Annotated in this window: 27 protein-coding genes; 12 read left to right on the top strand and 15 right to left on the bottom strand. The window is 73.6% G+C overall.

Annotated features, from left to right (window positions below; translation table 11 throughout):
* Positions 1-53: 53 nt before the first annotated feature.
* The gene (locus AB0F13_RS12870) at positions 54-728 is read left to right on the top strand and encodes a DedA family protein (protein ID WP_362079665.1); all 675 of its coding nucleotides are present in this window, start codon (positions 54-56) and stop codon (positions 726-728) included.
* 184 nt (positions 729-912) lie between these two features.
* Entirely contained in the window at positions 913-1,428 is a 516-nt protein-coding gene (locus tag AB0F13_RS12875; protein ID WP_362080248.1) for a gamma carbonic anhydrase family protein, read from the top strand.
* Between the two features lie 113 nt (positions 1,429-1,541).
* Here AB0F13_RS12875 and AB0F13_RS12880 read toward each other — a convergent pair whose 3' ends face one another.
* Positions 1,542-2,621: an alpha/beta hydrolase-fold protein gene (locus AB0F13_RS12880; RefSeq protein WP_362079668.1), complete on the bottom strand. Its 1,080-nt coding sequence runs from the start codon at positions 2,619-2,621 to the stop codon at positions 1,542-1,544.
* A 338-nt stretch (positions 2,622-2,959) separates the two neighbouring features.
* On the opposite strand from AB0F13_RS12880, the gene AB0F13_RS12885 reads away from it, so the two are divergent.
* Positions 2,960-3,565: a TetR/AcrR family transcriptional regulator gene (locus AB0F13_RS12885; protein ID WP_362079671.1), complete on the top strand. Its 606-nt coding sequence runs from the start codon at positions 2,960-2,962 to the stop codon at positions 3,563-3,565.
* A 78-nt stretch (positions 3,566-3,643) separates the two neighbouring features.
* On the opposite strand, the gene AB0F13_RS12890 is transcribed toward AB0F13_RS12885, so the two are convergent.
* Positions 3,644-4,510, bottom strand: coding sequence for an EamA family transporter (locus AB0F13_RS12890; protein WP_362079674.1), 867 nt, complete (start codon positions 4,508-4,510; stop codon positions 3,644-3,646).
* A 100-nt stretch (positions 4,511-4,610) separates the two neighbouring features.
* Here AB0F13_RS12890 and AB0F13_RS12895 point away from each other — a divergent pair, with 100 nt between their 5' ends.
* The gene (locus AB0F13_RS12895) at positions 4,611-5,183 is read left to right on the top strand and encodes an XRE family transcriptional regulator (RefSeq protein WP_362079677.1); all 573 of its coding nucleotides are present in this window, start codon (positions 4,611-4,613) and stop codon (positions 5,181-5,183) included.
* A gap of 65 nt (positions 5,184-5,248) precedes the next feature.
* Positions 5,249-5,791, top strand: coding sequence for a YbaK/EbsC family protein (locus AB0F13_RS12900; RefSeq protein WP_362080251.1), 543 nt, complete (start codon positions 5,249-5,251; stop codon positions 5,789-5,791).
* A gap of 14 nt (positions 5,792-5,805) precedes the next feature.
* On the opposite strand, the gene AB0F13_RS12905 is transcribed toward AB0F13_RS12900, so the two are convergent.
* Both AB0F13_RS12905 and AB0F13_RS12910 read right to left on the bottom strand, forming a co-directional pair.
* Positions 5,806-6,390, bottom strand: a complete 585-nt coding sequence (locus tag AB0F13_RS12905; RefSeq protein ID WP_362079680.1) for a GNAT family N-acetyltransferase — start codon at positions 6,388-6,390, stop codon at positions 5,806-5,808.
* 103 nt (positions 6,391-6,493) lie between these two features.
* Positions 6,494-7,120: a YigZ family protein gene (locus AB0F13_RS12910; protein WP_362079683.1), complete on the bottom strand. Its 627-nt coding sequence runs from the start codon at positions 7,118-7,120 to the stop codon at positions 6,494-6,496.
* A 63-nt stretch (positions 7,121-7,183) separates the two neighbouring features.
* On the opposite strand from AB0F13_RS12910, the gene AB0F13_RS12915 reads away from it, so the two are divergent.
* The 4 genes from AB0F13_RS12915 (at position 7,184) to AB0F13_RS12930 (ending at position 12,304) form a co-directional block, all read left to right on the top strand.
* Positions 7,184-7,591 carry a CoA-binding protein gene (locus tag AB0F13_RS12915; RefSeq protein ID WP_362079685.1) on the top strand — a complete coding sequence of 136 codons (408 nt, stop codon included), beginning with the start codon at positions 7,184-7,186 and terminating at the stop codon, positions 7,589-7,591.
* Between the two features lie 311 nt (positions 7,592-7,902).
* A complete protein-coding gene (locus AB0F13_RS12920; protein ID WP_362079687.1) occupies positions 7,903-8,025 on the top strand; it encodes a hypothetical protein in 123 nt (40 codons plus the stop codon).
* Positions 8,022-9,188, top strand: a complete 1,167-nt coding sequence (locus AB0F13_RS12925; RefSeq protein ID WP_362079690.1) for an exonuclease SbcCD subunit D — start codon at positions 8,022-8,024, stop codon at positions 9,186-9,188. The genes AB0F13_RS12920 and AB0F13_RS12925 overlap by 4 nt, the downstream gene beginning before the upstream one ends.
* Positions 9,185-12,304: an SMC family ATPase gene (locus tag AB0F13_RS12930; RefSeq protein ID WP_362079693.1), complete on the top strand. Its 3,120-nt coding sequence runs from the start codon at positions 9,185-9,187 to the stop codon at positions 12,302-12,304. The genes AB0F13_RS12925 and AB0F13_RS12930 overlap by 4 nt, the downstream gene beginning before the upstream one ends.
* On the opposite strand, the gene AB0F13_RS12935 is transcribed toward AB0F13_RS12930, so the two are convergent.
* Positions 12,249-12,740, bottom strand: a complete 492-nt coding sequence (locus AB0F13_RS12935; protein ID WP_362079696.1) for an Lrp/AsnC family transcriptional regulator — start codon at positions 12,738-12,740, stop codon at positions 12,249-12,251. The two genes, AB0F13_RS12930 and AB0F13_RS12935, sit on opposite strands and share 56 nt — an antisense overlap.
* Before the next feature lie 94 nt (positions 12,741-12,834).
* Between AB0F13_RS12935 and AB0F13_RS12940 the strand changes: the two genes are divergently transcribed.
* Positions 12,835-13,317, top strand: coding sequence for a rhodanese-like domain-containing protein (locus AB0F13_RS12940; protein ID WP_362079699.1), 483 nt, complete (start codon positions 12,835-12,837; stop codon positions 13,315-13,317).
* Between the two features lie 3 nt (positions 13,318-13,320).
* On the opposite strand, the gene AB0F13_RS12945 is transcribed toward AB0F13_RS12940, so the two are convergent.
* The 6 genes from AB0F13_RS12945 to AB0F13_RS12970 form a co-directional block, all read right to left on the bottom strand.
* Positions 13,321-14,187 carry an ATP-grasp domain-containing protein gene (locus AB0F13_RS12945; protein ID WP_362079702.1) on the bottom strand — a complete coding sequence of 289 codons (867 nt, stop codon included), beginning with the start codon at positions 14,185-14,187 and terminating at the stop codon, positions 13,321-13,323.
* A gap of 26 nt (positions 14,188-14,213) precedes the next feature.
* Entirely contained in the window at positions 14,214-15,893 is a 1,680-nt protein-coding gene (locus tag AB0F13_RS12950; protein WP_362079704.1) for a DUF885 domain-containing protein, read from the bottom strand.
* A 32-nt stretch (positions 15,894-15,925) separates the two neighbouring features.
* Positions 15,926-17,380 carry a GNAT family N-acetyltransferase gene (locus tag AB0F13_RS12955; protein ID WP_362079707.1) on the bottom strand — a complete coding sequence of 485 codons (1,455 nt, stop codon included), beginning with the start codon at positions 17,378-17,380 and terminating at the stop codon, positions 15,926-15,928.
* 122 nt (positions 17,381-17,502) lie between these two features.
* On the bottom strand, positions 17,503-18,864 hold the full coding sequence (locus tag AB0F13_RS12960; RefSeq protein WP_362079710.1) for an NAD(P)/FAD-dependent oxidoreductase: 1,362 nt from the start codon (positions 18,862-18,864) through the stop codon (positions 17,503-17,505).
* A 64-nt stretch (positions 18,865-18,928) separates the two neighbouring features.
* Positions 18,929-19,411, bottom strand: a complete 483-nt coding sequence (locus AB0F13_RS12965; RefSeq protein WP_362079712.1) for an alkaline phosphatase D family protein — start codon at positions 19,409-19,411, stop codon at positions 18,929-18,931.
* Between the two features lie 127 nt (positions 19,412-19,538).
* Positions 19,539-20,369: an alpha/beta hydrolase gene (locus AB0F13_RS12970; protein ID WP_362079715.1), complete on the bottom strand. Its 831-nt coding sequence runs from the start codon at positions 20,367-20,369 to the stop codon at positions 19,539-19,541.
* Positions 20,370-20,516: 147 nt separating this feature from the next.
* Here AB0F13_RS12970 and AB0F13_RS12975 point away from each other — a divergent pair, with 147 nt between their 5' ends.
* Positions 20,517-21,410, top strand: a complete 894-nt coding sequence (locus AB0F13_RS12975) for an RNA polymerase sigma-70 factor (protein ID WP_362079718.1) — start codon at positions 20,517-20,519, stop codon at positions 21,408-21,410.
* A gap of 22 nt (positions 21,411-21,432) precedes the next feature.
* Here AB0F13_RS12975 and AB0F13_RS12980 read toward each other — a convergent pair whose 3' ends face one another.
* Positions 21,433-22,191, bottom strand: coding sequence for an SDR family oxidoreductase (locus AB0F13_RS12980; RefSeq protein ID WP_362079721.1), 759 nt, complete (start codon positions 22,189-22,191; stop codon positions 21,433-21,435).
* Positions 22,192-22,365: 174 nt separating this feature from the next.
* Here AB0F13_RS12980 and AB0F13_RS12985 point away from each other — a divergent pair, with 174 nt between their 5' ends.
* A complete protein-coding gene (locus AB0F13_RS12985) occupies positions 22,366-23,109 on the top strand; it encodes a GntR family transcriptional regulator (protein ID WP_362079724.1) in 744 nt (247 codons plus the stop codon).
* 7 nt (positions 23,110-23,116) lie between these two features.
* Here AB0F13_RS12985 and AB0F13_RS12990 read toward each other — a convergent pair whose 3' ends face one another.
* The 3 genes from AB0F13_RS12990 to purB all read right to left on the bottom strand — a co-directional run bounded on the left by AB0F13_RS12990 (position 23,117) and on the right by purB (position 26,384).
* Positions 23,117-24,274 carry an ROK family protein gene (locus AB0F13_RS12990; RefSeq protein ID WP_362079727.1) on the bottom strand — a complete coding sequence of 386 codons (1,158 nt, stop codon included), beginning with the start codon at positions 24,272-24,274 and terminating at the stop codon, positions 23,117-23,119.
* 118 nt (positions 24,275-24,392) lie between these two features.
* The gene (mug, locus tag AB0F13_RS12995; protein ID WP_362079730.1) at positions 24,393-24,935 is read right to left on the bottom strand and encodes a G/U mismatch-specific DNA glycosylase; all 543 of its coding nucleotides are present in this window, start codon (positions 24,933-24,935) and stop codon (positions 24,393-24,395) included.
* Positions 24,936-24,950: 15 nt separating this feature from the next.
* On the bottom strand, positions 24,951-26,384 hold the full coding sequence (gene purB, locus AB0F13_RS13000) for an adenylosuccinate lyase (RefSeq protein ID WP_362079733.1): 1,434 nt from the start codon (positions 26,382-26,384) through the stop codon (positions 24,951-24,953).
* Positions 26,385-26,481 lie beyond the last annotated feature (97 nt).

A 26,481-nucleotide genomic window follows, 5' to 3' on the forward strand; every position in this document is an offset into this window, starting at 1 on the left:
GCGCCTCGCCGCGCACGCCGGGAAGCAGGTCGTCAACCGGGGAGGAACCGGCGTTGCACATCCAGGAGTGGCTCGAAACAGTACCGGCGATCGCCGTCTACCTCCTGGTGGGTGGGGTCATCGGGCTGGAGAGCCTGGGCATCCCGCTTCCCGGTGAGATCGTCCTCGTCAGTGCCACATTGCTGGCCGCCACCCAGGACCACATCAATCCGTACGTCCTGGGCGCCAGCGCCGTCGCGGGCGCGATCGTCGGTGACTCGATCGGTTACCTGATCGGCCGCAAGGGCGGCAAGCCGCTGCTCGCCTGGCTCGGCCGCAAGTTCCCCAAGCACTTCGGCCCGCACCACGTCGCCACTGCCGAGCGTTCGTTCCAGAAGTGGGGCATGTGGGCCGTCTTCGTCGGCCGCTTCATCGCGCTGCTGCGGATCTTCGCCGGCCCGCTCGCGGGCGTGCTGAAGATGCCGTACTGGAAGTTCCTGATCGCCAACGTGCTCGGCGGCATCGTCTGGGCGGGCGGTACGGTCGCGGTCATCTACTCCGTGGGCAAGGTCGCCGAGGAGTGGCTGAAGAAATTCTCCTGGCTCGGCCTGGTCGCCGCCCTGCTCTTCGGCCTGGGCTCGTTCGTCGTCATGCGGATCAAGGCCAAGAAGGCCGGCGCCACGCAGGCCGCCGAGGCCGCGGCGGAGCAGCGTGCGCCCGAGTCGGAGGCCGTCGCCGCCGCGGAGTGAGAACCGCCAGGACACACGACACGGTGAGGGCCCCCGGCAGCAGCCGGGGGCCCTGCCCATTGCCGCCACGGCCGCCGCACTCCTGTGATCTCGGCCCCAGCCGGACGCCCGTCGGCGGCCCGTCGCTTACGGTGCTGGGAATGCTGAGGACGACGACGAGGAGTGCGCAGTGGCTGAGCGATCGATGGTCTTCGGTGTGGGCGGGAAGCGGCCGGAGATCGACCCGGCGGCGTTCGCCGCGCCGACATCGGTCGTGGCCGGTGACGTCACCGTCGCTGCGGATGCGAGCATCTGGTACCACGCCGTGCTGCGCGCGGACTGCGGGCCGATCACGCTCGGCGCCGGCAGCAACATCCAGGACAACTGCACGGTGCACGTCGACCCGGGCTTCCCCGTGAGCGTCGGCGAGCGGGTGACCGTCGGGCACAACGCGGTCCTGCACGGCTGCACCGTCGAGGACGACGTGCTGATCGGCATGGGCGCGACCGTGCTCAACGGTGCCAGGATCGGGGCCGGTTCCCTGGTGGCCGCCCAGGCGCTTGTACCCCAGGGCATGCAGGTGCCGCCGGGCTCCCTGGTCGCCGGCGTGCCCGCCAAGGTACGGCGGCAGCTGACGGAGGACGAGCGCGAGCACATCCGGCTCAACGCCGCGATGTACCTGGAGCTGGTGAAGGCGCACCGCGAGGCGCTGGAGGACTGAGTACGACGCGGGCGGGGTGCCCTCCGGCCGCGGTGCGACGGCGCCCTGTCGCCAGGCGACCGCCGGGCGACAGGGCGAGCAGTTTCATTCAGGGATCAGGGTCTTCTCAGAGATCAGGCGGAGGCGAATGCAGCTTCCAGGCGCGGGACATAGTCCACGAGGTCCTGTGCCCAGCAGCCGTAGGTGTGGCCGCCCTTGCAGTTCTCGCCCCAGCCGGAACCGTTGCCGTACTCCACGTAGTGGTAAGGGTATCCGAGGGCGTCCAGGCGGTCCTTGGCGTGCTGTGACGCCGACTGGACCCAGAATTCCGGCTCGGTGGGGTTGCCGCCGCCGTTGCCGGTGTAGATCGAGATGCCCATGCCGGCCAAAGCGTTCATGTGCGAGGCCGGGTCCGCCGCGTTCCAGCGCCAGTCGGCGTCGAACACCGGATACGGCGTGCCGAAGATCGCGTCGCTGGACACCGTGGGCCCGAAGTTGAGCGAGCACGTGGGGCTGGAACTGCCGCAGAGCGGGGCACCGATATTGGTCAGCGTGGCGACGACGGCGGCTCGCATGACGGCATGATTCCGCGAGAGCTCGTTGGCGCCGGAGAGCGAGGCGACCTGACTGAACAGCCCGGGATGACTCTGGGCGTAGTGCAGGGCCCCGAAGCCGCCCATCGAGAGGCCGCCGACGGCCCGCCCCTGCTTGGACGCGAGGGTGCGGAGGTTGGCGTCGATGAACGGGATCACCTGGTTGATGTGGAAGTTCTCCCAGTTCTGCGCGCCGGCGGCGGTCTTCTGGTCGAGCCAGTTGGTGTACCAGCCCCGCCGGCCTCCGTCCGGGATGACCGTGATCATCGACTTGGCCGCGGTCAGGGCGGGGTAGGCCACGCCCGGGTTGGCCGGGTCGTCGGACGCGCCGTGCAGGAAGTAGAAAACCGGGTAGCGCTTGTCGGGGCTGTACGCGTAGTCACTGGGCAGCAGGATCCGGATGTGATGCTCACCGGCGACCTGGGCCGTCTTCACGGTGATCACGAAATTGGTGGCGGTACCGGTGACGTTGCCGGTCTGGGTGAGGCCGAAGCCGTCGGTCAGCGGCGGCGGCGCCGGAGCATCGGCATGCGCGGAAGGCGCGCTCAGCATGAGGACGGCGGCGGCCGCCGCGGCGACTGCGGCCTTCGCGCGTAAGAACCGGGGGACCTTGAGCGTCATTGGATGCCTCTTCGCGTCAGACCGACTGCCCGCCCGCGGACGGACACTCCCTGGGCGTAGGGGAGTTGCGGGAGTGAGGCGACGGTGGTGTGGTGGTTCGCCATGCCACGCACCATAGTCAGGTCCAGACCGATTTTCTATAAGTTCGCTCCAGTACGGCCGGTACCCGAGCCCCGCGGTGCCCTGCCTGCCAAGCTTCTGACCTGCCGTCAATTCCACTGCAAGCGTTTCGATCCACTTCTGTTCTACGCTGACCGGCATGGCGAACGGAATCGTGAAGGCGGTCGTGGTGGCCCGCCGGAGACCGATGGCGGTCACTGTGCCGAGGAGGCCGTGCGATGTCTCCTAAGCAGCAGCGTGGCGAGGCCACCGTCGAGCAGCTCCTGACCACCGCGCTGCGCGTGTACGCCTCGGCCGGCCAGCAGGGCTTCACTGTGAACGCCGTCACCGCGGCCAGCGGGGTCAGCCTCGGCAGCCTCTATCACCACTTCGGCAGCTTCGACGGCCTCGCCGCCCGCCTCTACACGCGCTGCATGGAGCAGCTGTTCGACGGGATGATCGTCGCGCTGCGCCGCAGTCGTACCCCCCGTACCGGCATCCAGGCGCTGGTCAAGGCCTATCTGCGCTTCACCGTGGAGCACCGCGACGCCGCCCTCTTCCTTCATGCCTCCGCCTACTCCGGCTACCTCGACGGACATGCCGAGGAGATCCGCGCCGTCAAGCAGGCCACGTTCGGAGACATCGCCGCATGGCTGCGACCGAGCATCGAAGCCGGCGAGATCGCTCCCCTCCCCACCCCGCTGATCGAGGTGCTCGTCATCGGCCCGGTCGCCGAGACCGCACGCCGCTGGTTGTCCAGCACCTATGACATCGACCTGAATCAGGCCGTACGCATCCTCCCCGACCGGATCTGGCGCTCGCTGCAGCCTGACCGGGACAGGTAGGCGCACGGGACCGGACGGTGTGCGTGCTGCGGGATCGGGACGCGTCCGCGGGGTGGCCCCCGTCCTTCGGCAGCGTGGTCAGCCCGTGGCCAGCAGGACCGTGCCGACGAGTGCCAGGCCCGCGCCCGCCGCCTGCACCGTGCGCAGCCGTTCGCGCAGGACGCCGCGGGCGGCGAGTGCGGTGACGACGGGGTAGAGCGAGGCGAGCACGGCGGCTACGGTCACGGGGCCGTTGTGGGCGGCGATGCTGTACGTGCCGTTGGCGGCCACGTCCGCGAGGCCGACGAAGGCGAGGGCGGGCAGGGCCGAGCGGATGCCGGCCCAGCCGTCCTCGGGCAGGGCGGGGCCGCCGCGGCGGACGGAGGCGTAGAGTGCCCCGCCGCCCACCACGACGTTGCACAGGCGCTGGACGAACAGGGCGAGGAACAGCCCGGTCAGGTTGTGCGAGGCCTCGGCGATCAGGGCCATCACCGAGCCGAAGCCGAAGGCCGCGACGAGGGTGAGGAGCAGCGTCTGCCGCTGTACGGGCGCGCCGCCCCTGCTCGGGCCGCTGGCCAGCACCACGCCCGCCACGGCCACCGCGATGCCCGCGAACTGCAGGATGCCGGGGCGCTCGCCCAGCACCAGACCCACGCCCAGCGGCACCGCGACGCCGCCGAGCGCGCCCAGCGGGGAGACGACGCCCATCGGGCCGAGGGCCAGCGCCTTGTAGAAGGCGAGCATCGCCGCCGGGCCCACGACGCCCGCGGCGACCGCGTACCAGAGCTGGGGCCCGGCCTCGGACCAGCCGCCGGTGGCGACGACGATCGCGCCCAGGGCGAGGACGGCCAGCACCTGGGAGACCAGGACCACGGTCAGGGCGGGCATGCGCCGGGTGAGCAGCCCGCCGCCGAAGTCGGCCAGCCCCCACATGAGGCTGGTGGCCAGGGCGAAGACCGGTGTCATGGGTGAGACCTCGCAGTACAGTGTGGTGAATGGTGGCGTCCATGACACCGTAGTGCATGCTGCTGAACTTCCTTGACCAATATATTCAACTGGATGGACCGTGACGGACCTCGAGCAGCTCACGCAGTCGCTCGCCCGCAACCTCAAGCGCTGGCGCGGCGAGCGCAACTTCACCCTCGACGCCCTGGCGGCCCGCTCGGGCGTCAGCCGGGGCATGATCATCCAGATCGAGCAGGCCCGCACGAACCCCAGCGTCGGCACCACGGTCAAGCTCGCCGACGCGCTCGGCGTGAGCATCACCACCCTCCTCGACTACGAGCAGGGCGACCGCGTCCGGCTCGTGCCCCCGGAGCAGGTGGTGCGCATGTGGTCCACGGAGGCCGGCAGTCACACCTCGCTGCTCGTCGGCACCGAGGCGCGGGGCCCGCTGGAACTGTGGGAGTGGCGGCTCGCCCCCGGCGACGGCACCGCATCGGACCCGCATCCGCCCGGCACGATCGAGCTGCTGCGGGTGACGGCCGGTGAGCTCACGCTCGTCGTCGACGGGGAGGAGCACGCCGTGGCCGCCGGCACCTCGGCGACCTTCGAGGCGAACGTGCCGCACGCCTACCGCAACGACGGCGCCGAGCCCGTCGAGATGACCATGGTCGTGGCCGTGCCACCCGCACGCTGAGACGGTGCGGCGGGCGCGGCGCGGCGGCTGTTAGGTTGGCGGGCATGAACAGGACGCCGACGCCGATGGAAGCCTTCGACGACGTCCGGCCCGTCATGGAGCGCCTGGACCTGCTGGTTCCGCCCGTCGCCGCCGCCGTCCAGGCCTGGAGCGGCTCCGTCCCCGTGGCCGACCTGCTCTACGCCGACACCGACCCGGAACGGGCGGACACGGCCGTTCTGGCGCAGAGTTACGGTCCCTGGCTGCTGGAGCAGTCCGCCAACTGCGTCGTGGTCGCCGCCAGGCGCGGAGGGACGACGACGCTCGCCGCCTGTCTCGTCCTCGGCCACACCCGCGCGGACGTCAACGGCGTCGTGCGCCGCCATCTCGGGGCGCGCAAGGCCTCGTTCGCCCCCATGGACACCGCGCTCGCCATGACCGGCATGGAGTACGGCGGCATCACCCCGGTCGGGCTGCCCGCCGACTGGCCCGTCCTGGTGGACGCCGCCGTCGCCGACAGCCCGCACGTGGTCATCGGCAGCGGCAGCCGGCGCGGCAAGCTCATCGTTCCCGGCAAGGCACTGGCCGAACTGCCGGGTGCGGTCGTACTCGGAGGGCTCGCCGGCTGAGGGACCGGCCGGGCTCAGGCCGGCCGGCTCGCCCGGGAGGCACCGAGCGACGAGGCACCGAGCGACGAGGCACCGAGCGAGGAGACGTCGAGCGACGAGGCACCGAGCGACGAGGCACCGAGGGAGGAGACGTCGAGCGACAGGGCGAGCGAGTGCTCGGCGAAGCCAAGGCTGCGGTAGAGCGGTTCGGCGTCAGGCGTCGCATGCAGATCGACACGCGTGACGCCCTGTGCGGCGAACCATTCGAGCAGGGCCTGCGTCGTCGCGCGGGCGAACCCCCGCCCCCGGTAACGCCCATCGGTGCACACCGTGAAGACGAAGCCGAACAGCCCCGACGGATGGCCGGGCGCGGGCAGCCGTTCCTCGACCCGCCCGACCGCGCAGGCGGCCAGGTGCGGACCGTCGCCTTCGGGGTCACCGTCCACCACGAATGCGCCCAACGCGGTCCCGTCCGCCGCGAGTCGGCGGCGGGCCATCTCCTCGGCGTCGCGCTCCCACGCACCGGGGGAGTCCTGCCCGTCCATCGCAGCGAACATCAGACGGCGCAGCCGGACTATCTCGGCCGCGTCCTCGGGGCGGGCCCTGCGTGGCGTGATCATGCTCCGACGTTAACGCACCGCGACCGCCGCTCCCCGGGCCCGGGCACGCGGTTCTCCTGAACGGAGCGAGCCGAAGTGGCCCGTCGTGGCCGGCGGCTCCGCGTCAGGCGGGGCCGTACGCCTCGCCGCCGAGCTCCAGGACCGCCGAGCCCGCCGTGGTGTCCGCCAGCCAGGCCCGGAATCCCTCCACATCCGCCTCGGGCAGCCCGATCTCGATCCGCACACCGGCCCCGTAGGTCACCTCGCGCACCGCCCGCCCGGTCGCCCGCAATTCGTTCTCCAGCTTCCCGGCCCGCTGGTGGTCGACCGTGACCGTCGCCAGCCGGAATCGCCTGCGGGTCACGGTCTCCAGGGAGTCGAGGGCCTCCCCGACCACACCGCCGTAGGCCCGGATCAGGCCGCCCGCGCCGAGCTTGATGCCGCCGAAGTAGCGGGTGACGACCGCGACGACGTACCGCATGTCGCGCCGGACGAGCATCTGCAGCATGGGCACGCCCGCCGTTCCCCCGGGCTCGCCGTCGTCGCTCGCCTTCTGGACGGAGCCGTCGGCGCCGATGACGTACGCCCAGCAGTTGTGCCGGGCCGTGGGGTGCTCCTTGCGGATGCGCGCGACGAACGCCTGCGCCTCCTCCTCGGTGGCGGCGGGCGCGAGCGCGCAGATGAAGCGCGACCTGCTGATCTCGATCTCGTGCACGCCCTCGAGCGCTACCGTCCGGTACTCGTCCTGCATTCCGTAAGCCTAAGCCTCCCCCAACCCCGGGAATGCTCCGGTGACCTTGCTCGTTGAGCCGGCATGTACGCAGAACCGGGGATCATCCGGAAGATCATCGAGGGCACAGGCGACACCTGGGCGGTTGTCGGTCTGTCGGCCAATCAGCAGCGCGCGGCATTCGGCGTCGCCGAGGTGCTCCAGCGCCACGGCAAACGCGTCGTGCCCGTCCACCCCAGGGCCGAGACGGTCCACGGCGAACGGGGCTACGCCTCCCTCGCCGACATTCCCTTCCCCGTCGACGTGGTCGACGTCTTCGTCAGATCCGAGCTCGCGGGCGCCGTGGCGGACGAGGCCGTCGCGATCGGCGCGCGGGCGGTCTGGTTCCAGCTGGGCGTGATCGACGAGGAGGCGTACGACCGCACGCGGGCGGCGGGCCTCGCGATGGTCATGGACCGCTGCCCCGCGATAGAGATCCCGCGTCTGGGCTGAGCCCGCCGGGGCGGGCGCGGCACGAGCCGTGGCGCCTGCCCCGGCCGGACCGCGCACCACCGCCCGGGAAATGGGCGGCCGCCGTGCGCGTACCGGTCCGGGCCGAGGGGCGTCAGCACGAGACCGTCAACGGGAGTCCGGGAGGGGCCGGGTGGTGGGTGCGGCCACCAGCCCGTCTGTGTCACCCCTCTGCCGGCGTGGGGCCGAGCCGTCTCGCGAAGGCCGGTGGAGGCGGCCATGGACCCGGCCGGAGGCAAGGCATTCGGTCAACCGTGTCATCCGCCCCCGGCCCGGATGCGAAACTGTGAGCAGTGATGGACAGCGTGCTGCCCGGAGCGGGAGAGGCCGGTGAGGCCACGGGCGCCTGCGCCCGGCCGGTGCGGGAGACGACAGTGGAGGGGACGGGGAACATGCGGGTCGGAGCCGTCCTGTGAGACTGCTGCACACCTCGGACTGGCACCTGGGACGCTCCTTCCACCGCGTGAGTCTCCTCCAGGCCCAGCGCGACTTCCTCGGCCACCTCGTGCGGACCGTGCGCGAGCGGGACGTCGACGCCGTGCTCGTCGCAGGCGACATCTACGACCGGGCCGTGCCGCCGCTGGCCGCCGTAGAGCTCTTCGACGAGGCCCTGCACCGGCTCGCCGCACTCGGCGTACCCACGATCATGATCTCCGGCAATCACGACTCGGCCCGCCGGCTCGGCGTCGGCGCCGGGCTCATCGACCGGGCCGGTATCCACCTGCGCACCGACCCCGCCGGTTGCGGCACACCTGTACTGCTGTCCGACGACCACGGCGACGTCGCCTTCTACGGCCTGCCCTACCTGGAGCCCGCACTGGTGCGGGAACAGCTCGGGGCCACGAAGGCCGGCCACACGGCCGTGCTGGACGCCGCCATGGAACGGGTACGGGCCGACCTCGCCGCCCGGCCCGCCGGGACCCGGTCCGTCGTGCTCGCCCACGCCTTCGTCGCCGGGGGCGCGCCCAGCGACAGCGAGCGCGACATCACCGTCGGCGGCGTGGCCTCCGTGCCCGCCGGGGTCTTCGACGGCGTCCACTACACCGCCCTCGGCCACCTCCACGGCAGCCAGGCCATCACCGGGCGCGTCCGCTACTCCGGCTCCCCGCTCGCCTACTCCTTCTCCGAGGCCGCCCACCGCAAGACCATGTGGCTCGTCGACCTCGAAGCCGACGGTGCCGTGAGCGCCGAGCGGGTCGACTGCCCCGTGCCCCGCCCTCTCGCCCGCATCCGCGGCCGCCTGGAGGACCTCCTGGCCGACCCGGCCCTCGACCGCCACGAGCAGGCGTGGGTCGAGGCCACCCTCACCGACCCGGTGCGCCCCCAGGAACCCATGGCCCGCCTCGCCCGGCGCTTCCCGCACACGGTGAGCCTCCTCCTCGAACCCGACCGGGCCCCCGAGGACCCCCTCGCCTCCTACGCCCAGCGCCTCCAGGGCCGTAGCGACCGGCAGATCGCCGAGGACTTCGTGGGCCACGTACGAGGCGGCCGGGGCCCCGACGAGGCGGAGAGCGCGGTGCTGACCGCCGCCCTGGACTCCGTGCGCATCGACGACACCCTCGGCGAGGCCGCCCGATGAGGCTGCACCGGCTCACGATCACCGCCTTCGGCCCCTTCGGCGCCACTCAGCACATCGACTTCGACGAGCTGTCCGCCGCCGGGCTCTTCCTGCTGCACGGCCCCACCGGCGCCGGCAAGACCTCCGTCCTCGACGCGGTCTGCTACGCCCTCTACAACGGTGTCCCCGGCGCCCGCCAGGGCGCCGGCCTGACCCTGCGCAGCGACCACGCCGACCCCGGCACCCCCACCGAAGTGGTGCTCGAACTCACCGTCGGCGGCCGGCGGCTGGAGATCACCCGGCGGCCCGAGCAGCCGCGTCCCAAGAAGCGCGGCACCGGTTCCACCAAGGAGAAGGCCTACAGCGCCCTGCGCGAACGGACGGGCGACGGCCGGTGGAAGGCCCTCAGCCGCTCGCACCAGGAGATAGGGGAGGAGGTCACCCAGCTGCTCGGCATGAGCCGCGAGCAGTTCTGCCAGGTCGTCCTCCTGCCGCAGGGCGACTTCGCCCGCTTCCTGCGCGCCGAGGACGCCGCCCGCGGCAAGCTGCTGGGCAAGCTCTTCGACACGGGCCGCTTCGCGGCGGTGGAGGACCGCCTCGCCGAGCTGCGCCGCGCCGCGGAGGCACAGGTGCGCACGGGAGACGAGCGGCTGCTCGCCCTCGGCCACCGGATGGGGCAGGCCGCCGGCGACCCGTCGCTGCCCGAGGTGGGCACACCGGCGCCGGCCACGGCGGCCGGTGCGGAGTGCGGCCGCCCCGCGGCCCCCGCCACCGGTGCCCGGCAGCCCGCCCGGGCGTCCGTGCCCGCTCCCCGCGCCGCCGAGCCGCCGCTCGCGCCCGGCGAGGCGGGGCTGGCCGAGGCCGTGCTGGAGTGGGCCGCCCTGGCCCGTACGAACGCGCGCGAACGGCATGCCGTCGCCGAGGCCGCGGTCGCCGCCGCCGAGCAGGCCCACCGCGTCGCGCAGGACCGCGCCGACGAGGTGCGGGAGCTGGCCCGGGCGCAGCGGCGGCACGGCGAGGCGGCACGGCGGGCCGAGGCGCTGGAGGCACAGCGCGGCGAGCACGACGGCGTGCGCCGGCGCCTGGAGCGGGCCCGGGCCGCCGAGGCCGTCGCCCCCACCCTGGAGCTGCGCGACAAGGCCGAGGCCGAGCGACTGGCCGCGGCCGCCGCCGAGCGACGGAGCCGCGCGGCGCTCCCGGGCGAGCACCGCGACAGCGGCGCCGGACAGCTGGCCGCCGCCGAGCGTGCGCTGCGCGAGGACCTCGGCGCGCTCTCCGCCGCCCGCCGCTCCGAGGCACGGGCCGCCGCCGTCGCCCGCGATCTCGCGGAGCTGAGCCGCGCGACCGGCGCCGACGAGGACGTACTGGCCGAGGCCGGCGAGTGGCTCGGCTCCTGGGAGGCCAGCCGCCGCGTCCACCAGGAGCGCATCGATACCGCCCAGGAGGCGGTCGGGCTCGCCGAGCGGCTCGCCGGGCAGCTGGAACCGGCCCGCCGCAGGCTCGCGGCCGCCCGCCGCCGCGACGAGCTCACCCGCGAGGTCGTCGGCGCCGAGGCCCGGCTGCTGGCCGCCCGCGAGGAGGCCGGCGCGGCCCACGAGCACTGGCTCGGGCTCAAGGAACGCCGGCTGCGCGGCATGGCCGCGGAGCTCGCGGCGGAACTGGCGGCCGGGGAACCGTGCGTGGTCTGCGGCTCCGCCGAACACCCCGACCCCGCCCGCCCGGGCGCGGGCCACGTGGACCCGTCGGCCGAGGACGCCGCCCTGCAGGCGTACCGGCGTGCCGACGCCGTCCGCGAGGAGGCTGCCGGTCTGCTGCGGTCGCTCGGGCAGGACCTCGGCGTCGCGGCGGCCGAGGCGGGAGCGGCGGCGGTGGACGAACTGGTCCGCGCCGTCGCCGGTGTGGAGCGCTCCCTGGCCGGGGCCCGCCACGCCTCGGCCGGTCTGCACGCGGCCCGGGAGACGCTGGCCGCGGCCGAGCGCGAGTGCGAGCGCCGCCGGGCCGTCCAGGACGAGGCGCGGCTGCGCGCCGCCGCCCGCTCGTCCCGGCGCGAGCAGCTCGAAGGCGAACTGCGGGCGCTGGAGGAGGATCTGGAGCACGCGCGCGGGGGAGAACAGAGCGTCGCCCGCAGGGCCGCCCTGCTGGAGGAGCGGCTGGCCCGCCTCGCTGACGCGGCCGAGGCCGCAAGGGAGGCCGAGCGCACGGCTGACCGCCTCAAGGAGGCGGACGCACTGCTCGCCGACGCCGCCTACCGCGCAGGGTTCGACACGCCCGCGCTGGCCGCCGGAGCCCTGCTGGACGGCGCCGGGCAGCGGGAGCTGCGGCAGCGGCTCGACCGGTGGCACAACGAGGTGGCCGCCGTCGCGGCGGAGCTGGCCGACGTGGCCGCGGTGGACGCCGCCCGGCGGCCGCCCGCCGACCCGCAGGCCGCGCAGGCGGCCGCCGACGCCGCGACCCGGGCGCTGCGGCGGGCCTCCGCCGGGGAGGCGGCGGCCCGTACCCGCTGCGAGGAGCTGGACCGGCTCTCCGCCGAGGCCGTCGCCGACGCCCGCCGGCTCGCCCCACTGCGCGAGGAGTACCACCGGGTGGCCGAGCTGTCGTTCCTCGCGGCCGGTACCTCCGCCCGCAACGAGCGCAAGATGCGCCTGGAGTCGTACGTCCTCGCGGCCCGGCTCGAACAGGTCGCGGCCGCGGCGACCGCCCGTCTGCAGCGCATGTCGTCCGGGCGCTACACCCTCGTCCACTCCGACGCCCGCACCGGTGGCCGGGCCCGCTCGGGCCTGGGGCTGCATGTCATCGACGCCTGGACGGGCCGCGAGCGCGACACCGCGACCCTCTCCGGCGGGGAGACCTTCTTCGCCTCGCTCTCCCTGGCCCTCGGCCTGGCCGACGTGGTCACCGAGGAGGCGGGCGGCACCCGGCTGGACACCCTCTTCATCGACGAGGGCTTCGGCAGCCTCGACGAACAGACCCTGGACGAGGTCCTGGACGTGCTGGACTCCCTGCGCGAACGCGACCGCACCGTCGGCATCGTCAGCCACGTCGCCGACCTGCGGCAGCGCATCCCGGCGCAGCTGCAGGTGGTCAAGGAGCGCTCGGGTTCGGCTGTCCGGCACCGGACGGCGGGGTCCGCGGGCTGAAGGCGCGGCGGGGGAGCGGCGAGGAGTAGACCACGCTCGTGGTCACCGAGCCGAGCGCACCGATCCGGCCCGCGACCTCCTCGAGGTGGCGCATGGACCGGGCCGCGACCTTGATCACGAAGCAGTCGTCGCCGGTGACGTGGTGGGCCTCCAGGATCTCCGGCGTCGCGGCCAGCAGGTCGTGGAACGGTTTGTAGTTGCCGTTCGGGTACCGCAGTCGTACGAACGCCAGCACCGGCATGCCCAGCCGCTCGGGATCCACGACGGCGGTGTACCCGCCGATGATCCCGGCCTCCTCCAGGCGGCGGACGCGTTCGGTGACGGCACTGGAGGACATGTTCACGGTGCGCGCCAGCTCGGCGTAGCCGGCGCGGCCGTTGCTCTGGAGGGCGTCGAGAATGCGCCAGTCGGTGGCGTCAGGGGAATAGCCGGTCATGTGCGATGTCTAGCAGTGAAATCCCCTGTTCATCAAGAGTTTCCCCGGTGATCGTCCATTCCCGTGGATGATCAAGGAACGTAGATTATGGGGCATGACAGCAACCGCCGCCCCGGCCCCCAGCTCCGTTCTCGCCGTTCCGCCCGCCGCACCCGACGCCGCCGCGGCCTACTTCGCCGCCCGCCTCGCCTTCCACACCGACGTGGCCGACGTCCACGCCGCCCTGGCCGCCGGGCCCGCGGACTTCGTGGTGGTCGACTCCCGCTCCACCGGGTCCTGGGACCAGGGGCATGTGCCGGGCGCCGTGCACCTGCCGACCGCGCAGATCCCGCAGCTCGCGGCCGAATTCCTGGACCCGGCCGTCCCGGTCGTCGTCTACTGCTGGGGCCCCGGCTGCGACGGCGCCACCCGCGCGGCCCTGGCCCTGGCCCGCCTGGGCTACCGCGTCAAGGAGATGCTCGGCGGCATCGAGTACTGGATCCGCGAGGGCTACGAGGTCGAGACGTGGGAAGGCACCCGGCAGCTCCCGCCGGACCCGCTGACGGCACCGGTCGACGGCGGCGACTGCGGCTGCTGACCGCTAGCGGGCCCCGGCCAGGGCCCGCAGCAGTGGCTGTGGGTCCGTGCCCCGCGGCAGATCGCTGACCTGTCCGTCCCCGACCTCCACCACGCGCCACTCACCGTCCTCGCGCAGGGCGAGATCGGTGGTGACGAAGCGGCAGCCCAGGGCCGCGACCAGCGGCGACACGGCGTCCAGCGCCGGCTCGGGGCGCAGGGCGGGGCTGTCCGGGTGCGCGGTGGTGAGGACGGGAACGCCGTCCACCCACCACACGCGGGCCTCGCCCGCCTCCGAGAAGCGCTCGAAGGCCCGTACCACGACACCGCCCGCGAGAAACGTGTCCTGGAGCTCGACGAAGCGGGCGACCACCGCCGCCAGCCGGTCCGTGTCGGCGAGGTCCGGTACGTAACAGGCCTCGTGCCACTCGTGCTTGCGTGACTTCACATAGTCCTTGACCACCGCCGGGCCGCCACCGAGCGGCGCGGTGACGACCGTGAGCTCGCGGTCGCCCGGAGCGTGGCCCGGCTCGGCGCGCAGCCACACGCTGGGCGGCGTCACGGCGGCGAACGTGGCGTACCAGCCCGGCAGTTCATGGGCGCGGCGATACCCTTCCGGCGAGGTCAGCAGCGTGGCCCCACGAGCGGTCAGCGCGTCCGCCAGTTGCGCGTACCGGCCGGAGGGCACCATCCAGCCCCGGTACCACGCGGTTTGCGCCCCGCGCGGAATGCGGGCGACCGCTCCCGCCGCGTCCCCGGCGAGCAGCGCGTCGTGGTCCAGCAAGGCGACGGACAGCCCCAGCTCGCGGGCGGCCCGCACCTCCTCGGTGAAGTGCGGGTCCGCCCGCCGGGGGTTGAGCGGATCACTGCAGAAGATGATCAAGGGTGCCATGCCCGGCACCCTAACCGGCGGGCTCTTCAGAGCGCCGACAGCTCCGCCACCAGGTCGTCCAGGCCGAGCGAGCCCTGGGACAGCGCCGCCATGTGCCAGGCCTTGGCGTCGAAGGCGTCACCGTGGGCCTTGCGGGCCGCCTCCCGGCCGGTCAGCCAGGCGCGTTCGCCGAGCTTGTAGCCGATGGCCTGCGCCGGCATGCCCAGGTAGCGCACCAGCTCGCTGTCGACGAATTCCGCCGGGCGGCCGCTGTGCATGCCGAAGAACTCCCGCGCCAGCTCCGGCGTCCAGCGCTCGCCCGGGTGGAAGGGGGAGTGCCCGGGGATCTCCAGCTCCAGGTGCATGCCGATGTCGATGATCACGCGTGTGGCGCGCATCATCTGGGCGTCGAGATAGCCCAGGCGGCGCTCGGGGTCGGTGAGGAAGCCCAGTTCGTCCATGAGCCGCTCCGCGTACAGCGCCCAGCCCTCGCAGTTGGCGCTGACGAGGCCGATCGTGGCCTGGTAGCGCGAGAGGCGGTCCGCCACGTGCACCCACTGCGCGAGCTGGAGGTGGTGGCCGGGAACGCCCTCGTGGTACCAGGTCGACACCAGGTCGTACACCGGGAAACGGGTCTCGCCCATGGTGGGCAGCCAGGTGCGGCCGGGGCGGGAGAAGTCCTCCGAGGGCTGGCTGTAGTAGGGAGCCGCCGCGCCGCCGGGAGGGGCGATGCGGGACTCGACGCGCTTGACGCGCTCGGCCAGCTCGAAGTGCGTGCCGTCCAGCGCCTCGATGGCCTCGTCCATCAGCTGCTGCAGCCAGACGCGGGTCTCCTCGACGCCCTCGATGTGCGTTCCGTGCACGTCGAGATGGGCCAGCGCCTCCCAGGGCGTCTTCGCGCCGGGCAGGATCTTCTCGGCCTCCGCCCGCATCTCCTCGAGGATGCGGTGGTATTCGGACCAGCCGTAGGCGTATGCCTCGTCGAGGTCGAGATCGGTGCCGTTCCAGTAGCGCGACCAGCGGGCGTACCGCTCCCGGCCCACGACGTCCGGCGCGCCCTCGACGGCCGGGGCGTAGACCTTACGCAGCCAGTCCCGCAGCGCGGTGAGGCCGCCCGTCGCGACGGCGGCCGCCTCGGTGAGCTCCTCGCGCAGCTCCTCGGGCCCGGCGGCCGTGAACTCGCCGAACCAGTCCGTGCCGATCCACTGGTCCAACTGCCCGGTCACGGTGGTCACCTGGCGCGGGCCGCCCGGCAGCCCGCGCCCGATGCCCTCGGCGAGGGAGGCGCGGTAGCCGTCGAGCGCAGCGGGGACCGCGCGCAGCCGCTCGGCGATGGCGGACCAGTCCTCCCCGGTCCGGGCCGGCATCATGGTGAAGGCCTCGCGCACCGCGTGCAGCGGCGAGTGGATGTTGCTGACCGCGCGCAGCGGCTCGCCCGCCTCGTGCACGGCGAGTTCGGCGGTCAGCCGCTCGCGCAGCAGCCGGGCGCAGCGCCGCTCGCTTTCGGTGTCCGCCCCGGGCCGCGCCTCGGCCTCGGTGAGCGCCCGCAGGGTCGTACGAGCCAGGTCGGCCAGGGCCTGCTGGCCGGCCGGTGAGAAGTCCGGCAGCCGCCGCGCGCACTCCGCAATGCCCAGATACGTGCCGGTGATGGGGTCGAGTTCGGTGAAGGCCTCCACATAGGAGTCGGCGACCTGACGGGGCAGCGGAGTGTTCGTGGTGTTCGGCATGCGCCCATCCTCGTATGCCCGGGGCGGCCGCGTCAGCGGCATTTTTCTGTTGGCTGTCCGAAACCCGGCTGACTGTCCGAAGCCCGGCGTGCCGCCCCGGACGCGGCACCGGGCGCCACGGGGGCGGGGGCGAGCCGGGCGGTGACGACGAGGGTGCCCTCCTCGATCTGGTAGTCCAGCGGCAGGTCCAGGGCGCGCATGGCCGCGACCATGCCGGTGTTGGAGGACGTGGTGACGGCGTACACGCTCTCGCAGCCCGCTTCGCCGGCCAGGGCGATCAGCCGGCGCAGCAGCTCACTGCCGACCCCCCGCCGCTGCCAGTCGTCCTCGACGAGCAGCGCGACCTCGGTCTCGTTGCCGTCCCACAGCAGATGGCCGAGGGCCACGAGCCGGCCGGAGGCGGTGTACGCGGCGAGGGTGCGGCCGAAGCGGGGGCTGAGCAGATGGCGCAGGTAGCGGTCGGCGTCGGTGACGGGGCCGTGGTAGCGCCGGGTGAGCGTCGCCCGGGAGCAGCGCTCGTGCATCCGGCGGGCGGCGGCGAGGTCACCGGCGCCGGCCCGGCGGACGGTGATCTCGTTGCCCTCGGGGAGCGTCAGGACGTCGGTGCGCCGCGGTACGCGCGGGCCCAGCCGGGCGTCGAGCTCGACCAGCGCACGGGCCCGGGCGAACTCGGTGGGCGTGAACGGCAGGTACGGGCGCTCGATGGTGATCGACCCGCCGGAGGGATCGCGCAGCCGCAGCACCGTCTCCTCCCACACCCCGTCCTCGGGCACGGGCTCGGCCGAGGCGCCGGTGTGGGGGGAGCGGGCCGGTATCGAGTGGATGGTGCAGCGGCCGAGCAGCTGCCGCAGGGCGAGCGGCAGTTCGGCGGCGTCGATGGCCGTGCGGGTGGCGAGGCCCAGTATCCGGGTCGGGGCATCCACGAGGTCGTGGGCGTCGGCCCGCTCCAGCCAGGTCCCGCGGCCGCCGCCGGCCGCGGCGGCCCGGGTCAGCTCGACCGGTGCCAGCGCGGCGGGCGCGCGCAGCAGCAGCTCGTCGACGGTGCCGTCGGCCAGGGGGTGGGTCTGCAGGGCGAGTATGTCGACACGGCGCTCCGCCAGGGCCAGGCACAGTGCCGCCAGGCTGCCCGGCTCGTCGCACACGGTCGTCCGCATCCGCCACAGCGCCGTGCCGCCGTCCGCCGGGATGCCCCCGGCGGCGGGCGGGGACGCCGTGGCGCCCGTATCGGACGGCGGGTCCGCGGCCGGCCGCGGGGGTGAGTGGCCCCGGCGCCGCGACCACCAGGTGTGGAAGCCGGCCGTGGCCAGCAGCGCGACTGCGGAGCCCACCAGCAGGCCGGGGCCGTCGGGGCCGTGTACGACCGTGTCGGCGACACAGTCGGCAGCGGCGACCGCCGTGAACAGGGCGGCCAGTTCCGCCAGGTCCCGGCGCCAGTGGTGGTGGCCGTGGTGCCGGGGGGAGCTCTTCGCGAAGGTCTCGTCGGTCATGTCACCACCCTGACCGAGCGGTGTTGCGTGATCACGAACGCCCCGTGTCCGATAAGTAAAAGGACAGTTCTGCCCGGGTCCGGGCGATTCAGGCGGCCGTGGCGCTCGCGGCCGGTCCCTTTTTAGGACCGCAGCTCCCGCAGCGCGTCCTCCACGCCGCGGTGGAAGGTCGGGTAGGCGTAGATCATGTGGCGCAGCGCCTCGACCGGCACCGTGGCCTGCACCGCCACCGCCAGACCGTACATGACCTCGCCGCCCGCCGGTCCCGCCGTGGTGGCGCCGACCAGTACGCCCCGGTCGGCGTCCTCGACGAGCTTGACCAGCCCCTCGTTGCCCGCCTTGTGGATCCAGCCGCGGGCCGAGGACGGCACCCGGGCCAGGCCCGTCCGCACCCGCAGCCCCTTCTCGCGCGCCTGCTTCTCGGTCAGTCCCACCGCTCCGACCTCGGGGTCGGTGAAGGTCACGCGCGGCAGGGCGCGGTAGTCGGCATCGGGGCCGGGCTCGCCGAGCAGGGCCCGGATCACGATGTCGGCCTCGTACATCGCCACATGCGTGAACGCCCCGTGCCCGGTCACATCGCCCACGCCCCACAGCGCCGGCGCCGCCAGCATCTGCCCGTCGGTCCGCAGCGCCCGCGCCGCCGGGTCCAGCCCCACGGTGTCCAGGCCCAGGCCGGACAGGTCCGCCCGGCGGCCCGTGGCCACCAGCAGCCGGTCGCCCGTCAGTTCCGAGCCGTCCTCCAGCACCAGCGTGAACACCTCACCGCCGTGCCGCACCTGTGCCGCCCGCGCACCCGTGCGCACGGTCAGCCCCTCGCGGCACAACACCTCGGCCAGCAGCCCGCCGGCCTCCGGCTCCTCGACCGGAATCAGCCCGTCGAGGGCCTCCACCACCGTGACCCGGGTGCCGAAACGGGCGTAGACCTGGGCGAGTTCCAGCCCGATGGCGCCACCGCCGAGCACCAGCAGCGAGCCCGGCGGCTCCTTCGCCGCGATGGCGTCCCGGTTGGTCCAGTACGGAACCGCGTCGAGACCGGGCACCGGCGGAATCTGCGGCCGGGTGCCCGTGGCGATCACGACGCCGCGCCGCGCCTGGAACACCTCGCCGTTCACCTCGACGCGCCCCGGCCCGGCCAGCCTGCCGTGCCCGCGCACCAGCCTGCCGCCCTTGCCGGTGAAGCGGTCGGCGGCGACCCGGTCGTTCCAGTCGTCGGTGGCCTCGTCCCGGATCCGGGCTGCCACCGGCGCCCAGTCGGCGGCGACCCGGGCGGTGCCGGCCATGCCGGGCACCCGCCGCGCCTCCGCCAGCAGGTTCCCGGAGCGGATCATCATCTTGCTGGGCACGCACCCCCAGTACGGGCACTCGCCGCCCACCAGCTCCGCCTCGACGCCCACCACGGCCATGCCCGACTCGGCCAGCCGCCCGGCCACGTGCTCGCCGCCCGGGCCCATGCCGATGACGACGACGTCCACCTGTTCGGCCACAGCACCGCACCTCTCTCGCGCCGGCCCCCGGTGCCCACCACCTTCCCACCGCGCCACGGGGGCGTCACTGTCCGACGCGCCCCGGTCGAAGCACCTTGGTGAACAGCACCGCGCCCTTCTCGTGGTGCAGCCGCACGGTCGGCTCGCCGCCGCCCGCGTCTTCGGCGACCTCGCCGAAGAACTGGCTGTCCTGCCCGGGCGGCACGTTCGCCGTGGCGGGCGCCTTGGCGAAGGGCTGCTCCGGGCCGAAGGTGCCGTCCAGCTTCACGGCCGGGAAACCACCGGCGTGCAGCGGGCCCGTCACGAATTCCCGGAACGGCGCGAAGTCCTTGAGCGCGGCCCGCGAGAGGGGGTGGTGCTGCGCGGAGGTGTCGTGCACATCGGCCGTCAGCCACACCGTGCCGGGGATCCGGCGGTGCTTGATGTGCCGCAGCAGCTCGGCGACCTGCAGCTCACGGCCGAGGGGTACCCCCGGGGGTCGCCCCGCGCGACCGCCTCGAAGTCCACCGCGCCGCCGCGAGGACGTGGTGACGTTTCCTGCCTGCACGCTCCAGCCGGGCCGCGCCCCTACTGGCCCGGCCGACGCTCCCGTTACTGCCGGCGCCGTGCGCGCGGCGGGGCCACGCACCGTGAACGGCGGGCATTCCCGGCCCAGGAACGTCGCCTTCCGTGAATCAGCGGGTGGCGTCGAGGATGACACGGGCGACGAGCGCCGGGTCGTCGTTCATGGGAACGTGACCGCAGCCGGGCAGCCGTACGAGCCGGGCTGCGGGGATCGCCTGTTTGGCCCGGAGCCCCTGGCGGGGCAGGAGCACCCGGTCGCTGCTGCCCCACGCGATGGTGACCGGCACGTCCGGCACGTCCTGCGTGAACAGGCCCGTGCGCCCGGCGGCGAGCGTGGCTTCGAAGCCGGTCGCCTCGCGCATCGCACGCGTCTCGGCGACCACGGCGTCGGGCGAACGGCGGCCGGGCCGGGCGTATATGGGGCTGACCAGCGCCGCCCGGCCCACGCTCGTACGGGCCAGCCGGCTCACCGTGTGCTCCGGCAGCCGCAGCGCGCCGTGCCGCATGGCGAGCAGCACGCCGAAGGCGTAGCGCCGCTCGGCCTCGGTCCAGAACCCGCCGGGGGAGAGCGCGGTGACGGTCCGTACGAGCTTCTCGCGCCCGAGCTGCAGGGCGATCAGACCGCCGAGGGAGTTGCCGGCTACGTGCGGCCGCTCCAGGCCCAGCGCGTCGAAGAGGGCGCGCAGCACCGGGATGACGCCCCGCAGGTCGTAGGTGACGCCCTCGGGCAGTGCGGGGGAGAGGCCGAAGCCGGGCAGGTCCACACAGATGACGTCGCGCTCGGCGGCGAGGATGCCGACGACCGGGTCCCAGACCTGGAGATGGTGGCCGATGCCGTGCAGCAGGACCAGGGGATCGCCGCCGCCGAGCCGCTCGTACACCACCTCGACGGTGCGCTGCCCGGAGGGGGTCTCGGCGGGGAAGGAGATCGTCTCGGCCATGGCGCGGCTCCTCGTCATCCGTGGGGCGACGTACTGAGACAGGATGTCAGCAGCGGTTACCGCTGGGTAGACCTCGGACCGGTGCCGGTACGGCGAGAACCGGTGAGAGGCGGTTCACGTGGACAATTCCCGGCCGGTTCGGGTGGGATGGCCGGTGTGACCGCATCCGACGCCGCGCTCGACGTCTTCGAGGAACACCGCACCACGCTGACCGGTGTGGCCTACCGCATGCTGGGACGCTTCGCCGACGCCGAGGACGTCGTCCAGGAGGCGTGGCTGCGCTGGTCCGGCGCGGACCGCGAGGCCGTGCGGGACGCGCGCGGCTACCTCGTGCGCGTCACCACCCGGCTGGCCATCGACCGGCTGCGCCAGGCACAGACACGGCGCGAGGCCTACGTGGGGCCGTGGCTGCCGGAACCCGTAGCCACCGACTTCGGCGCCACCGTCCCCGACACGGCCGAGCGCGCCGTGCTCGCCGACTCCGTCTCCCTCGCCATGCTCGTCGTCCTCGAAGCGCTCTCGCCACTGGAACGTGCCGTCTTCGTCCTGCGTGAGGCGTTCGGCTTCCCCTACCAGGACATCGCCGAGGCCCTCGACCGCTCGGAAGCGGCCGTGCGCCAGCTCGCCGGCCGGGCCCGCCGCCACGTGGAGGAGCGCAAGCCGCGCTTCGACGTGGACCCGGCCCGCCGACGCGCCCTCACCGAGCGCTTCCTCGCCGCCGCCACCGGCGGCAGCCTCGAGGACATGCTCGCCCTGCTCGCCCCCGACGTCCGGCTCGTCAGCGACGGCGGCGGCAAGGTGAAGGCCGCGCTGCGCGCCATCGAGAGCGCCGACAAGGTCGCACGCTTCCTCCTGGCCATCGCCGGCACCGCTTTCCCCGAACCGGAGGTCCGCTTCATGGAGGTCAACGGTGCCCCGGCGGTGCTGCTGCTCTCCCGGGGACGGCTCGACAGCGTCTTCAGCCTGCAGATCGCCGACGGCCGGATCGCCGAGATCTACGTCATCCGCAACCCCGACAAGCTGACGGGCCTGCTGCCTTAGCCGAGCCGTGCCGCGCGCCCGGCTACAGCCCGCCGGCCACGCGCAGCACCGCGCCGGTGGTGTACGACGCCTCCGGCGACAGCAGCCAGGCCACCGCCCCCGCGACCTCCTCCGGCTCGCCGGGGCGGCCCATGGGGATCCTGTCGGCCTTGCGCCAGGGACGCTCCGGATCGCCCATCGCCGCGTGAATACCGGTCACGATCATCCCTGGCTGCACCGAATTGACCCGGACGCCCTCGGCGGCGAGCTCCTTTGCCAGCCCCACCGTGAGCGCGTCCACGGCGGCCTTGCTCGCCGCGTAGTGCACATACTCGCCGGGGCTGCCCAGCGTCGCGGCGCCCGACGACATGTTCACGATCGCGCCGCCGCGGCCACCATGGCGCGTGGACATCTCCAGCGCCGCCCGGCGGGCACAGATCAGCGCGCCCGTCACATTGACGTCGACCACCCGGCGCAGCCGCTCCACCGGCGTCTCGGTGAGCCGGCCCAACAGGCCGGTGATCCCGGCGTTGTTGACCAGACCGGTGACCGGGCCCAGCCGCTCCCGCACCGCGTCGAAGAAGGCGTCGACCTGTATCTCGTCGCTGGTGTCGACCTGAACCGCCACGCAGCCGACGCCTTCCGCGCGCACCGCCTCGGCGGTCTTCTCCGCGGCCTCGCGCGCCCACTCGTAGCCGATACCGACGCTGTGCCCGGCACGGGCCAGCCGCAGCGCCACCGCCGCGCCGATGCCCCTGCCACCGCCGGTGACCACCGTGACCTGGTCCGGGACCTGCTCCATCGCTCTTCCCCCGCCGCGCTGTTCGATGATTCCCGACGGTACCCCAGCCCTCTGACAACGGCCGCTGCGCATGTCATTGGTCTTGACCAAGTACGCACGCCGTCCTATGGTCGCAGGCATACTGCAACAACCTTTAATAAAGAAGCGCGCGAAAAGCCAATGCGGAGGATCAGGGTGGGGACCACGCAGCTGGAATCGGTGCCGGAACCGAAGTACTGGCACCTGAAGACCGTCCTCAGCGACGCACTCGACTCCGAGTTCGCCGTGGGCGAGATCCTGCCGAACGAGCGCGAACTCGCGGCCCGCTTCGGCGTCGCCCGGGCCACGCTCCGTCAGGCGCTCGAACAGCTGGAGCTGGAAGGCCGCCTCCAGCGCCGCCGGGGGGTCGGCACCACCGTCGCCCCGCCCCGCATGGGCGTGGCCGTCAGCGACGCCGCACAGACCTGGCCCGGCACACCGGCCGACAGCTGGCAGCCCGTCGACAGCACCGAGGACGTACCGCCCGCGCCGGTCGCCCGACTCCTGGACGCCGCCCCCGGCCAGGCCGTCCACATCGTGCGCCGCAGCCGCAAGACGCGCGGCCAGCCCGTCGCCGCCGAACTGCTGTACGTCCCCGCGAACAGCGTCCCCGGCCTCGCCGCCATCGACGCACCCACCGGGGCGGCCCGCGCCCGCGCCGTGCTGCGTGAGCTGCAGCGCCTGCAACTGGAGGGCCAGGACCAGGCCGTGGAGCTCGGCTCGGCCCGCGCCGACGACGCCAAGCAGCTCGACCGGCTGCCCGGGGCGCCCGTGCTCGTCGTCACCACCCGCTACGTCTCCGGGGGGCGCACCGCGGCCGTCGCCGTCGCCACCTACCGCGCCGACACCTGCCGGCTCACCTTCGGGGACGCCGCCGCCGTACAGCTCCTGGCGGGCTGACCGCCGCTCAGCGGCGCGCCGTGACCGTGCTCTCGACCGCGAAGAGCTGTTTCTCCACGTGGTCGAGAGCCAGCCGCAGCGCGCCCGTCGCCACCGCGGCCTCACCGAGCAGCGACTGCGCCACCTGCGGCGGGCGCAGACAATAGCGGGCCAGCTCGGTGCGCAGCGGCTCCAGAACCCCGTTCAGCCCGGCCGCCCAGCCGCCCACGACGACCAGCTCCGGGTCGAGCGCCAGCACCAGTGCCGCCACATCGTGCACCAGGCGGCGCAGGTACCGGTCCACGGCCGCCCGGGCCCGCTCGTCGCCCTGCTCCGCCAGCGTGAACACCCGGGCCACCTGTGCCTCGTCGAGCGGATGCAGCGGCTCCCCGGTGGTGGACAACACCTCCTCCGGCGTGGCCTCCCGCCCCAGCAGATGCAGTGCCCCGATCTCGCCGGCCGCGCCCCCGAAACCCCGGTGCAGCCGCCCGCCGATCAGCGAACCGGCCCCCGGGCTCAGCCCCGCCAGCACGAACACCACGTCGTCGGAGGCGGTCGCCGCGCCCTTCCAGTGCTCGGCGACGGCGGCGGCGTTGGCATCGTTCTCCACGAGCACCGGGCACCGGAACGAGCGCCGCAACCGCTCCCCGAGCGGCAGCCCGGTCCACTCCGGCAGCGCGGTCCCCAGCCGTACCGTCCCGTCCGCCTCCACGATGCCGGGGGTCGCCACTCCCACCGCCCGCAGCGAACTGCGCGGCACACCCGCGCGCTCCAGCAGATCGGTGACGGCCACCCGCACCTGTTCCAGGCGCTCGTCCGCCGCGGCCGTGGCGGAGACCTCCACATGCGCCGAGCCCATCACCCGCCCGCCGAGATCCGCCAGCAGCGCGGCGATGCGGTGCGGCCCGATCTCGATGCCCAGCAGATGTCCGGCCTCCACGCGGAACCGGAAGCGCCGCGCCGGGCGTCCCTGACGGCGTGTCGCGTTCTCGTCGACGGCCGCCTCCACCACCAGGCCGGAGCCGATCAGCCCCTCGACCACGCCCTCCACGGTCGGCCGGGACAGACCCGTGACCTTGACCAGATCGGTGAGCGTGGGCGACTGGGCGGCGCGCAGGGCGTGCAGCACCACGGCCGAATTGATCCGCCGCAGCAAAGACGGATCCCCGCCGGTGAGCCGCCCCAACGTGCCGCCTCCTCGCTTTGCGCGCCCTTTGCCCGCACGGATCGTATCCGGTGCGCGACGGAGCGGCGAGCGCCGGCCGTCGGCCTCCCCCACGCGGGGGAGGCCCCGGGACGCGTGATCAGCCGGTCGCGTCGGCGGCGGCGCGCAGGCGCGCGAACTCCTCCGCCATCTTCGGCAGCGGCCAATGGGCGTTGAGCCCGCTGGGGTTGGGCAGGGCCCAGACGCGGGTGGTGCCGATGGTCCGTTCCTGGGGGCCGATCTTCGCGTGCTTGTCGCCGAAGGCGACGCGGTAGGCGGTGATGCCGACGACCGCCAGCCAGCGGGGCCGCAGCAGCTCCACCTTCTCGACGAGAATGCGGCCGCCCTCGCGGAACTCCACCTCGCTCAGCTCGTCGGCGCGCGCGGAGGCCCGTGCGACGACGTTGGTGATGCCCAGCCCGTAGTCGAGCAGCTCCCGTTCCTCGGCGGGCCGCAGCCGGCGCGGCGTGAAGCCCGAGGCGTGCAGCACCGGCCAGAAGCGGTTGCCCGGGCGGGCGAAGTGGTGGCCGGTGGCGGCCGACATCAGGCCCGGGTTGATGCCGCAGAAGAGCACCCGGAGGCCGTCCGCGACCACGTCCGGAACGAGACGGTCGCGGGCGGCCTCCAGCTCCTCGGCCCTCATGACGGCAACGACACGCTAGAGGATCGCCCCCGGCGCGTACGCGGCCGCCTCGGGGTGCTGCTTGGCGATCTCATCGATGCGGGAGACCACCGAGGCCACCTGCCGGCTCGCCGCACCGGTGAACGACAGCTTGTCGGCCATCAGCGCGTCGAGGGCGGCGCGGTCCAGCGGGATGCGCTCGTCGGCGGCGAGCTTGTCCAGCAGTTCGTTGCGCTCGGCGCCCTGCTCGCGCATGGCCAGCGCCGAGGCCACCGCGTGCTCCTTGATGACCTCGTGTGCGACCTCGCGGCCGACCCCGGCCCGCACCGCGCCCATCAGCACCTTGGTGGTGGCGAGGAAGGGGAGGTAGCGGTCCAGCTCACGGGCGACGACGGCCGGGAAGGCGCCGAACTCGTCGAGCACCGTCAGGAACGTCTCCAGCAGGCCGTCGAGCGCGAAGAACGCGTCCGGCAGGGCGACGCGGCGCACCACCGAGCAGGAGACGTCGCCCTCGTTCCACTGGTCGCCCGCCAGCTCGCCCGTCATGGAGGCGTAGCCGCGCAGGATGACCATGAGGCCGTTGACGCGCTCGCAGGAGCGGGTGTTCATCTTGTGCGGCATCGCCGACGAGCCGACCTGGCCCGGCTTGAATCCCTCGGTCACCAGCTCGTGGCCGGCCATCAGACGGATCGTCTTGGCGAGCGAGGAGGGCGCGGCTGCCAGCTGCACCAGCGCGGTGACGACGTCGTAGTCGAGGGAGCGCGGGTAGACCTGGCCGACCGAGGTGAAGGCGTGCGCGAAGCCGAGGTGAGCGGCGATGCGCTGCTCCAGCTCCTCCAGCTTCGCGGCGTCGCCGCCGAGGAGGTCCAGCATGTCCTGCGCGGTGCCGACGGGCCCCTTGATGCCGCGCAGCGGGTAGCGGCCGAGCAGCTCCTCGGTCCGCCCGAAGGCGACGAGCAGCTCGTCCGCGGTGGTCGCGAAGCGCTTGCCGAGAGTGGTGGCCTGGGCGGCGACATTGTGCGAGCGGCCCGCCACGACCAGCTCGGCGTGGTCGGCCGCCAGCTTGCCCAGCCGGGCCAGGACGGCGACGACGCGGTCGCGCACCAGTTCCAGGGAGAGCCGGATCTGCAGCTGCTCGACGTTCTCCGTGAGGTCGCGCGAGGTCATGCCCTTGTGGACGTGCTCGTGGCCGGCGAGGGCGTTGAACTCCTCGATGCGGGCCTTCACGTCGTGCCGGGTGACCTTCTCGCGCTCGGCGATCGAGGCCAGGTCGACCTGGTCCAGGACCCGCTCGTAGTCGGCGAGGGCGGCGTCGGGCACCTCGATCCCCAGGTCCTTCTGCGCACGGAGCACGGCGAGCCACAGCCGCCGCTCCAGCGTCACCTTGTATTCGGGGGACCACAGCACGGCGAGCTCCGCCGAGGCGTAGCGGCCGGCCAGGACATTGGGGATGCGGGGCTTTGCAGTCACGTGACGGAAGTCTACTGGCGGTTCGCGCAGGCCAGCGCTCCGCCCCGGTTTGTGGCTTGCTACAACACCGGCGGGGGAGGGGGCGGCGGCGCGCGCC

This window comes from Streptomyces sp. NPDC026206, from assembly GCF_040638465.1.
In the GTDB taxonomy this organism is placed as follows: domain Bacteria; phylum Actinomycetota; class Actinomycetes; order Streptomycetales; family Streptomycetaceae; genus Streptomyces.

Excerpts from the sequence above, each read along its gene's own strand:
- AB0F13_RS12875 (WP_362080248.1), top strand. The coding sequence starts at position 913 with ATGGTCTTCGGTGTGGGCGGGAAGCGGCCGGAGATCGACCCGGCGGCG.
- AB0F13_RS12880 (WP_362079668.1), bottom strand. The coding sequence starts at position 2,621 with ATGACGCTCAAGGTCCCCCGGTTCTTACGCGCGAAGGCCGCAGTCGCC.
- AB0F13_RS12885 (WP_362079671.1), top strand. The coding sequence starts at position 2,960 with ATGTCTCCTAAGCAGCAGCGTGGCGAGGCCACCGTCGAGCAGCTCCTG.
- AB0F13_RS12890 (WP_362079674.1), bottom strand. The coding sequence starts at position 4,510 with ATGACACCGGTCTTCGCCCTGGCCACCAGCCTCATGTGGGGGCTGGCC.
- AB0F13_RS12900 (WP_362080251.1), top strand. The coding sequence starts at position 5,249 with ATGGAAGCCTTCGACGACGTCCGGCCCGTCATGGAGCGCCTGGACCTG.
- AB0F13_RS12905 (WP_362079680.1), bottom strand. The coding sequence starts at position 6,390 with ATGATCACGCCACGCAGGGCCCGCCCCGAGGACGCGGCCGAGATAGTC.
- AB0F13_RS12910 (WP_362079683.1), bottom strand. The coding sequence starts at position 7,120 with ATGCAGGACGAGTACCGGACGGTAGCGCTCGAGGGCGTGCACGAGATC.
- AB0F13_RS12915 (WP_362079685.1), top strand. The coding sequence starts at position 7,184 with ATGTACGCAGAACCGGGGATCATCCGGAAGATCATCGAGGGCACAGGC.
- AB0F13_RS12930 (WP_362079693.1), top strand. The coding sequence starts at position 9,185 with ATGAGGCTGCACCGGCTCACGATCACCGCCTTCGGCCCCTTCGGCGCC.
- AB0F13_RS12935 (WP_362079696.1), bottom strand. The coding sequence starts at position 12,740 with ATGACCGGCTATTCCCCTGACGCCACCGACTGGCGCATTCTCGACGCC.
- AB0F13_RS12940 (WP_362079699.1), top strand. The coding sequence starts at position 12,835 with ATGACAGCAACCGCCGCCCCGGCCCCCAGCTCCGTTCTCGCCGTTCCG.
- AB0F13_RS12945 (WP_362079702.1), bottom strand. The coding sequence starts at position 14,187 with ATGGCACCCTTGATCATCTTCTGCAGTGATCCGCTCAACCCCCGGCGG.
- AB0F13_RS12950 (WP_362079704.1), bottom strand. The coding sequence starts at position 15,893 with ATGCCGAACACCACGAACACTCCGCTGCCCCGTCAGGTCGCCGACTCC.
- AB0F13_RS12955 (WP_362079707.1), bottom strand. The coding sequence starts at position 17,380 with ATGACCGACGAGACCTTCGCGAAGAGCTCCCCCCGGCACCACGGCCAC.
- AB0F13_RS12970 (WP_362079715.1), bottom strand. The coding sequence starts at position 20,369 with ATGGCCGAGACGATCTCCTTCCCCGCCGAGACCCCCTCCGGGCAGCGC.
- AB0F13_RS12975 (WP_362079718.1), top strand. The coding sequence starts at position 20,517 with ATGGCCGGTGTGACCGCATCCGACGCCGCGCTCGACGTCTTCGAGGAA.
- AB0F13_RS12980 (WP_362079721.1), bottom strand. The coding sequence starts at position 22,191 with ATGGAGCAGGTCCCGGACCAGGTCACGGTGGTCACCGGCGGTGGCAGG.
- mug (WP_362079730.1), bottom strand. The coding sequence starts at position 24,935 with ATGAGGGCCGAGGAGCTGGAGGCCGCCCGCGACCGTCTCGTTCCGGAC.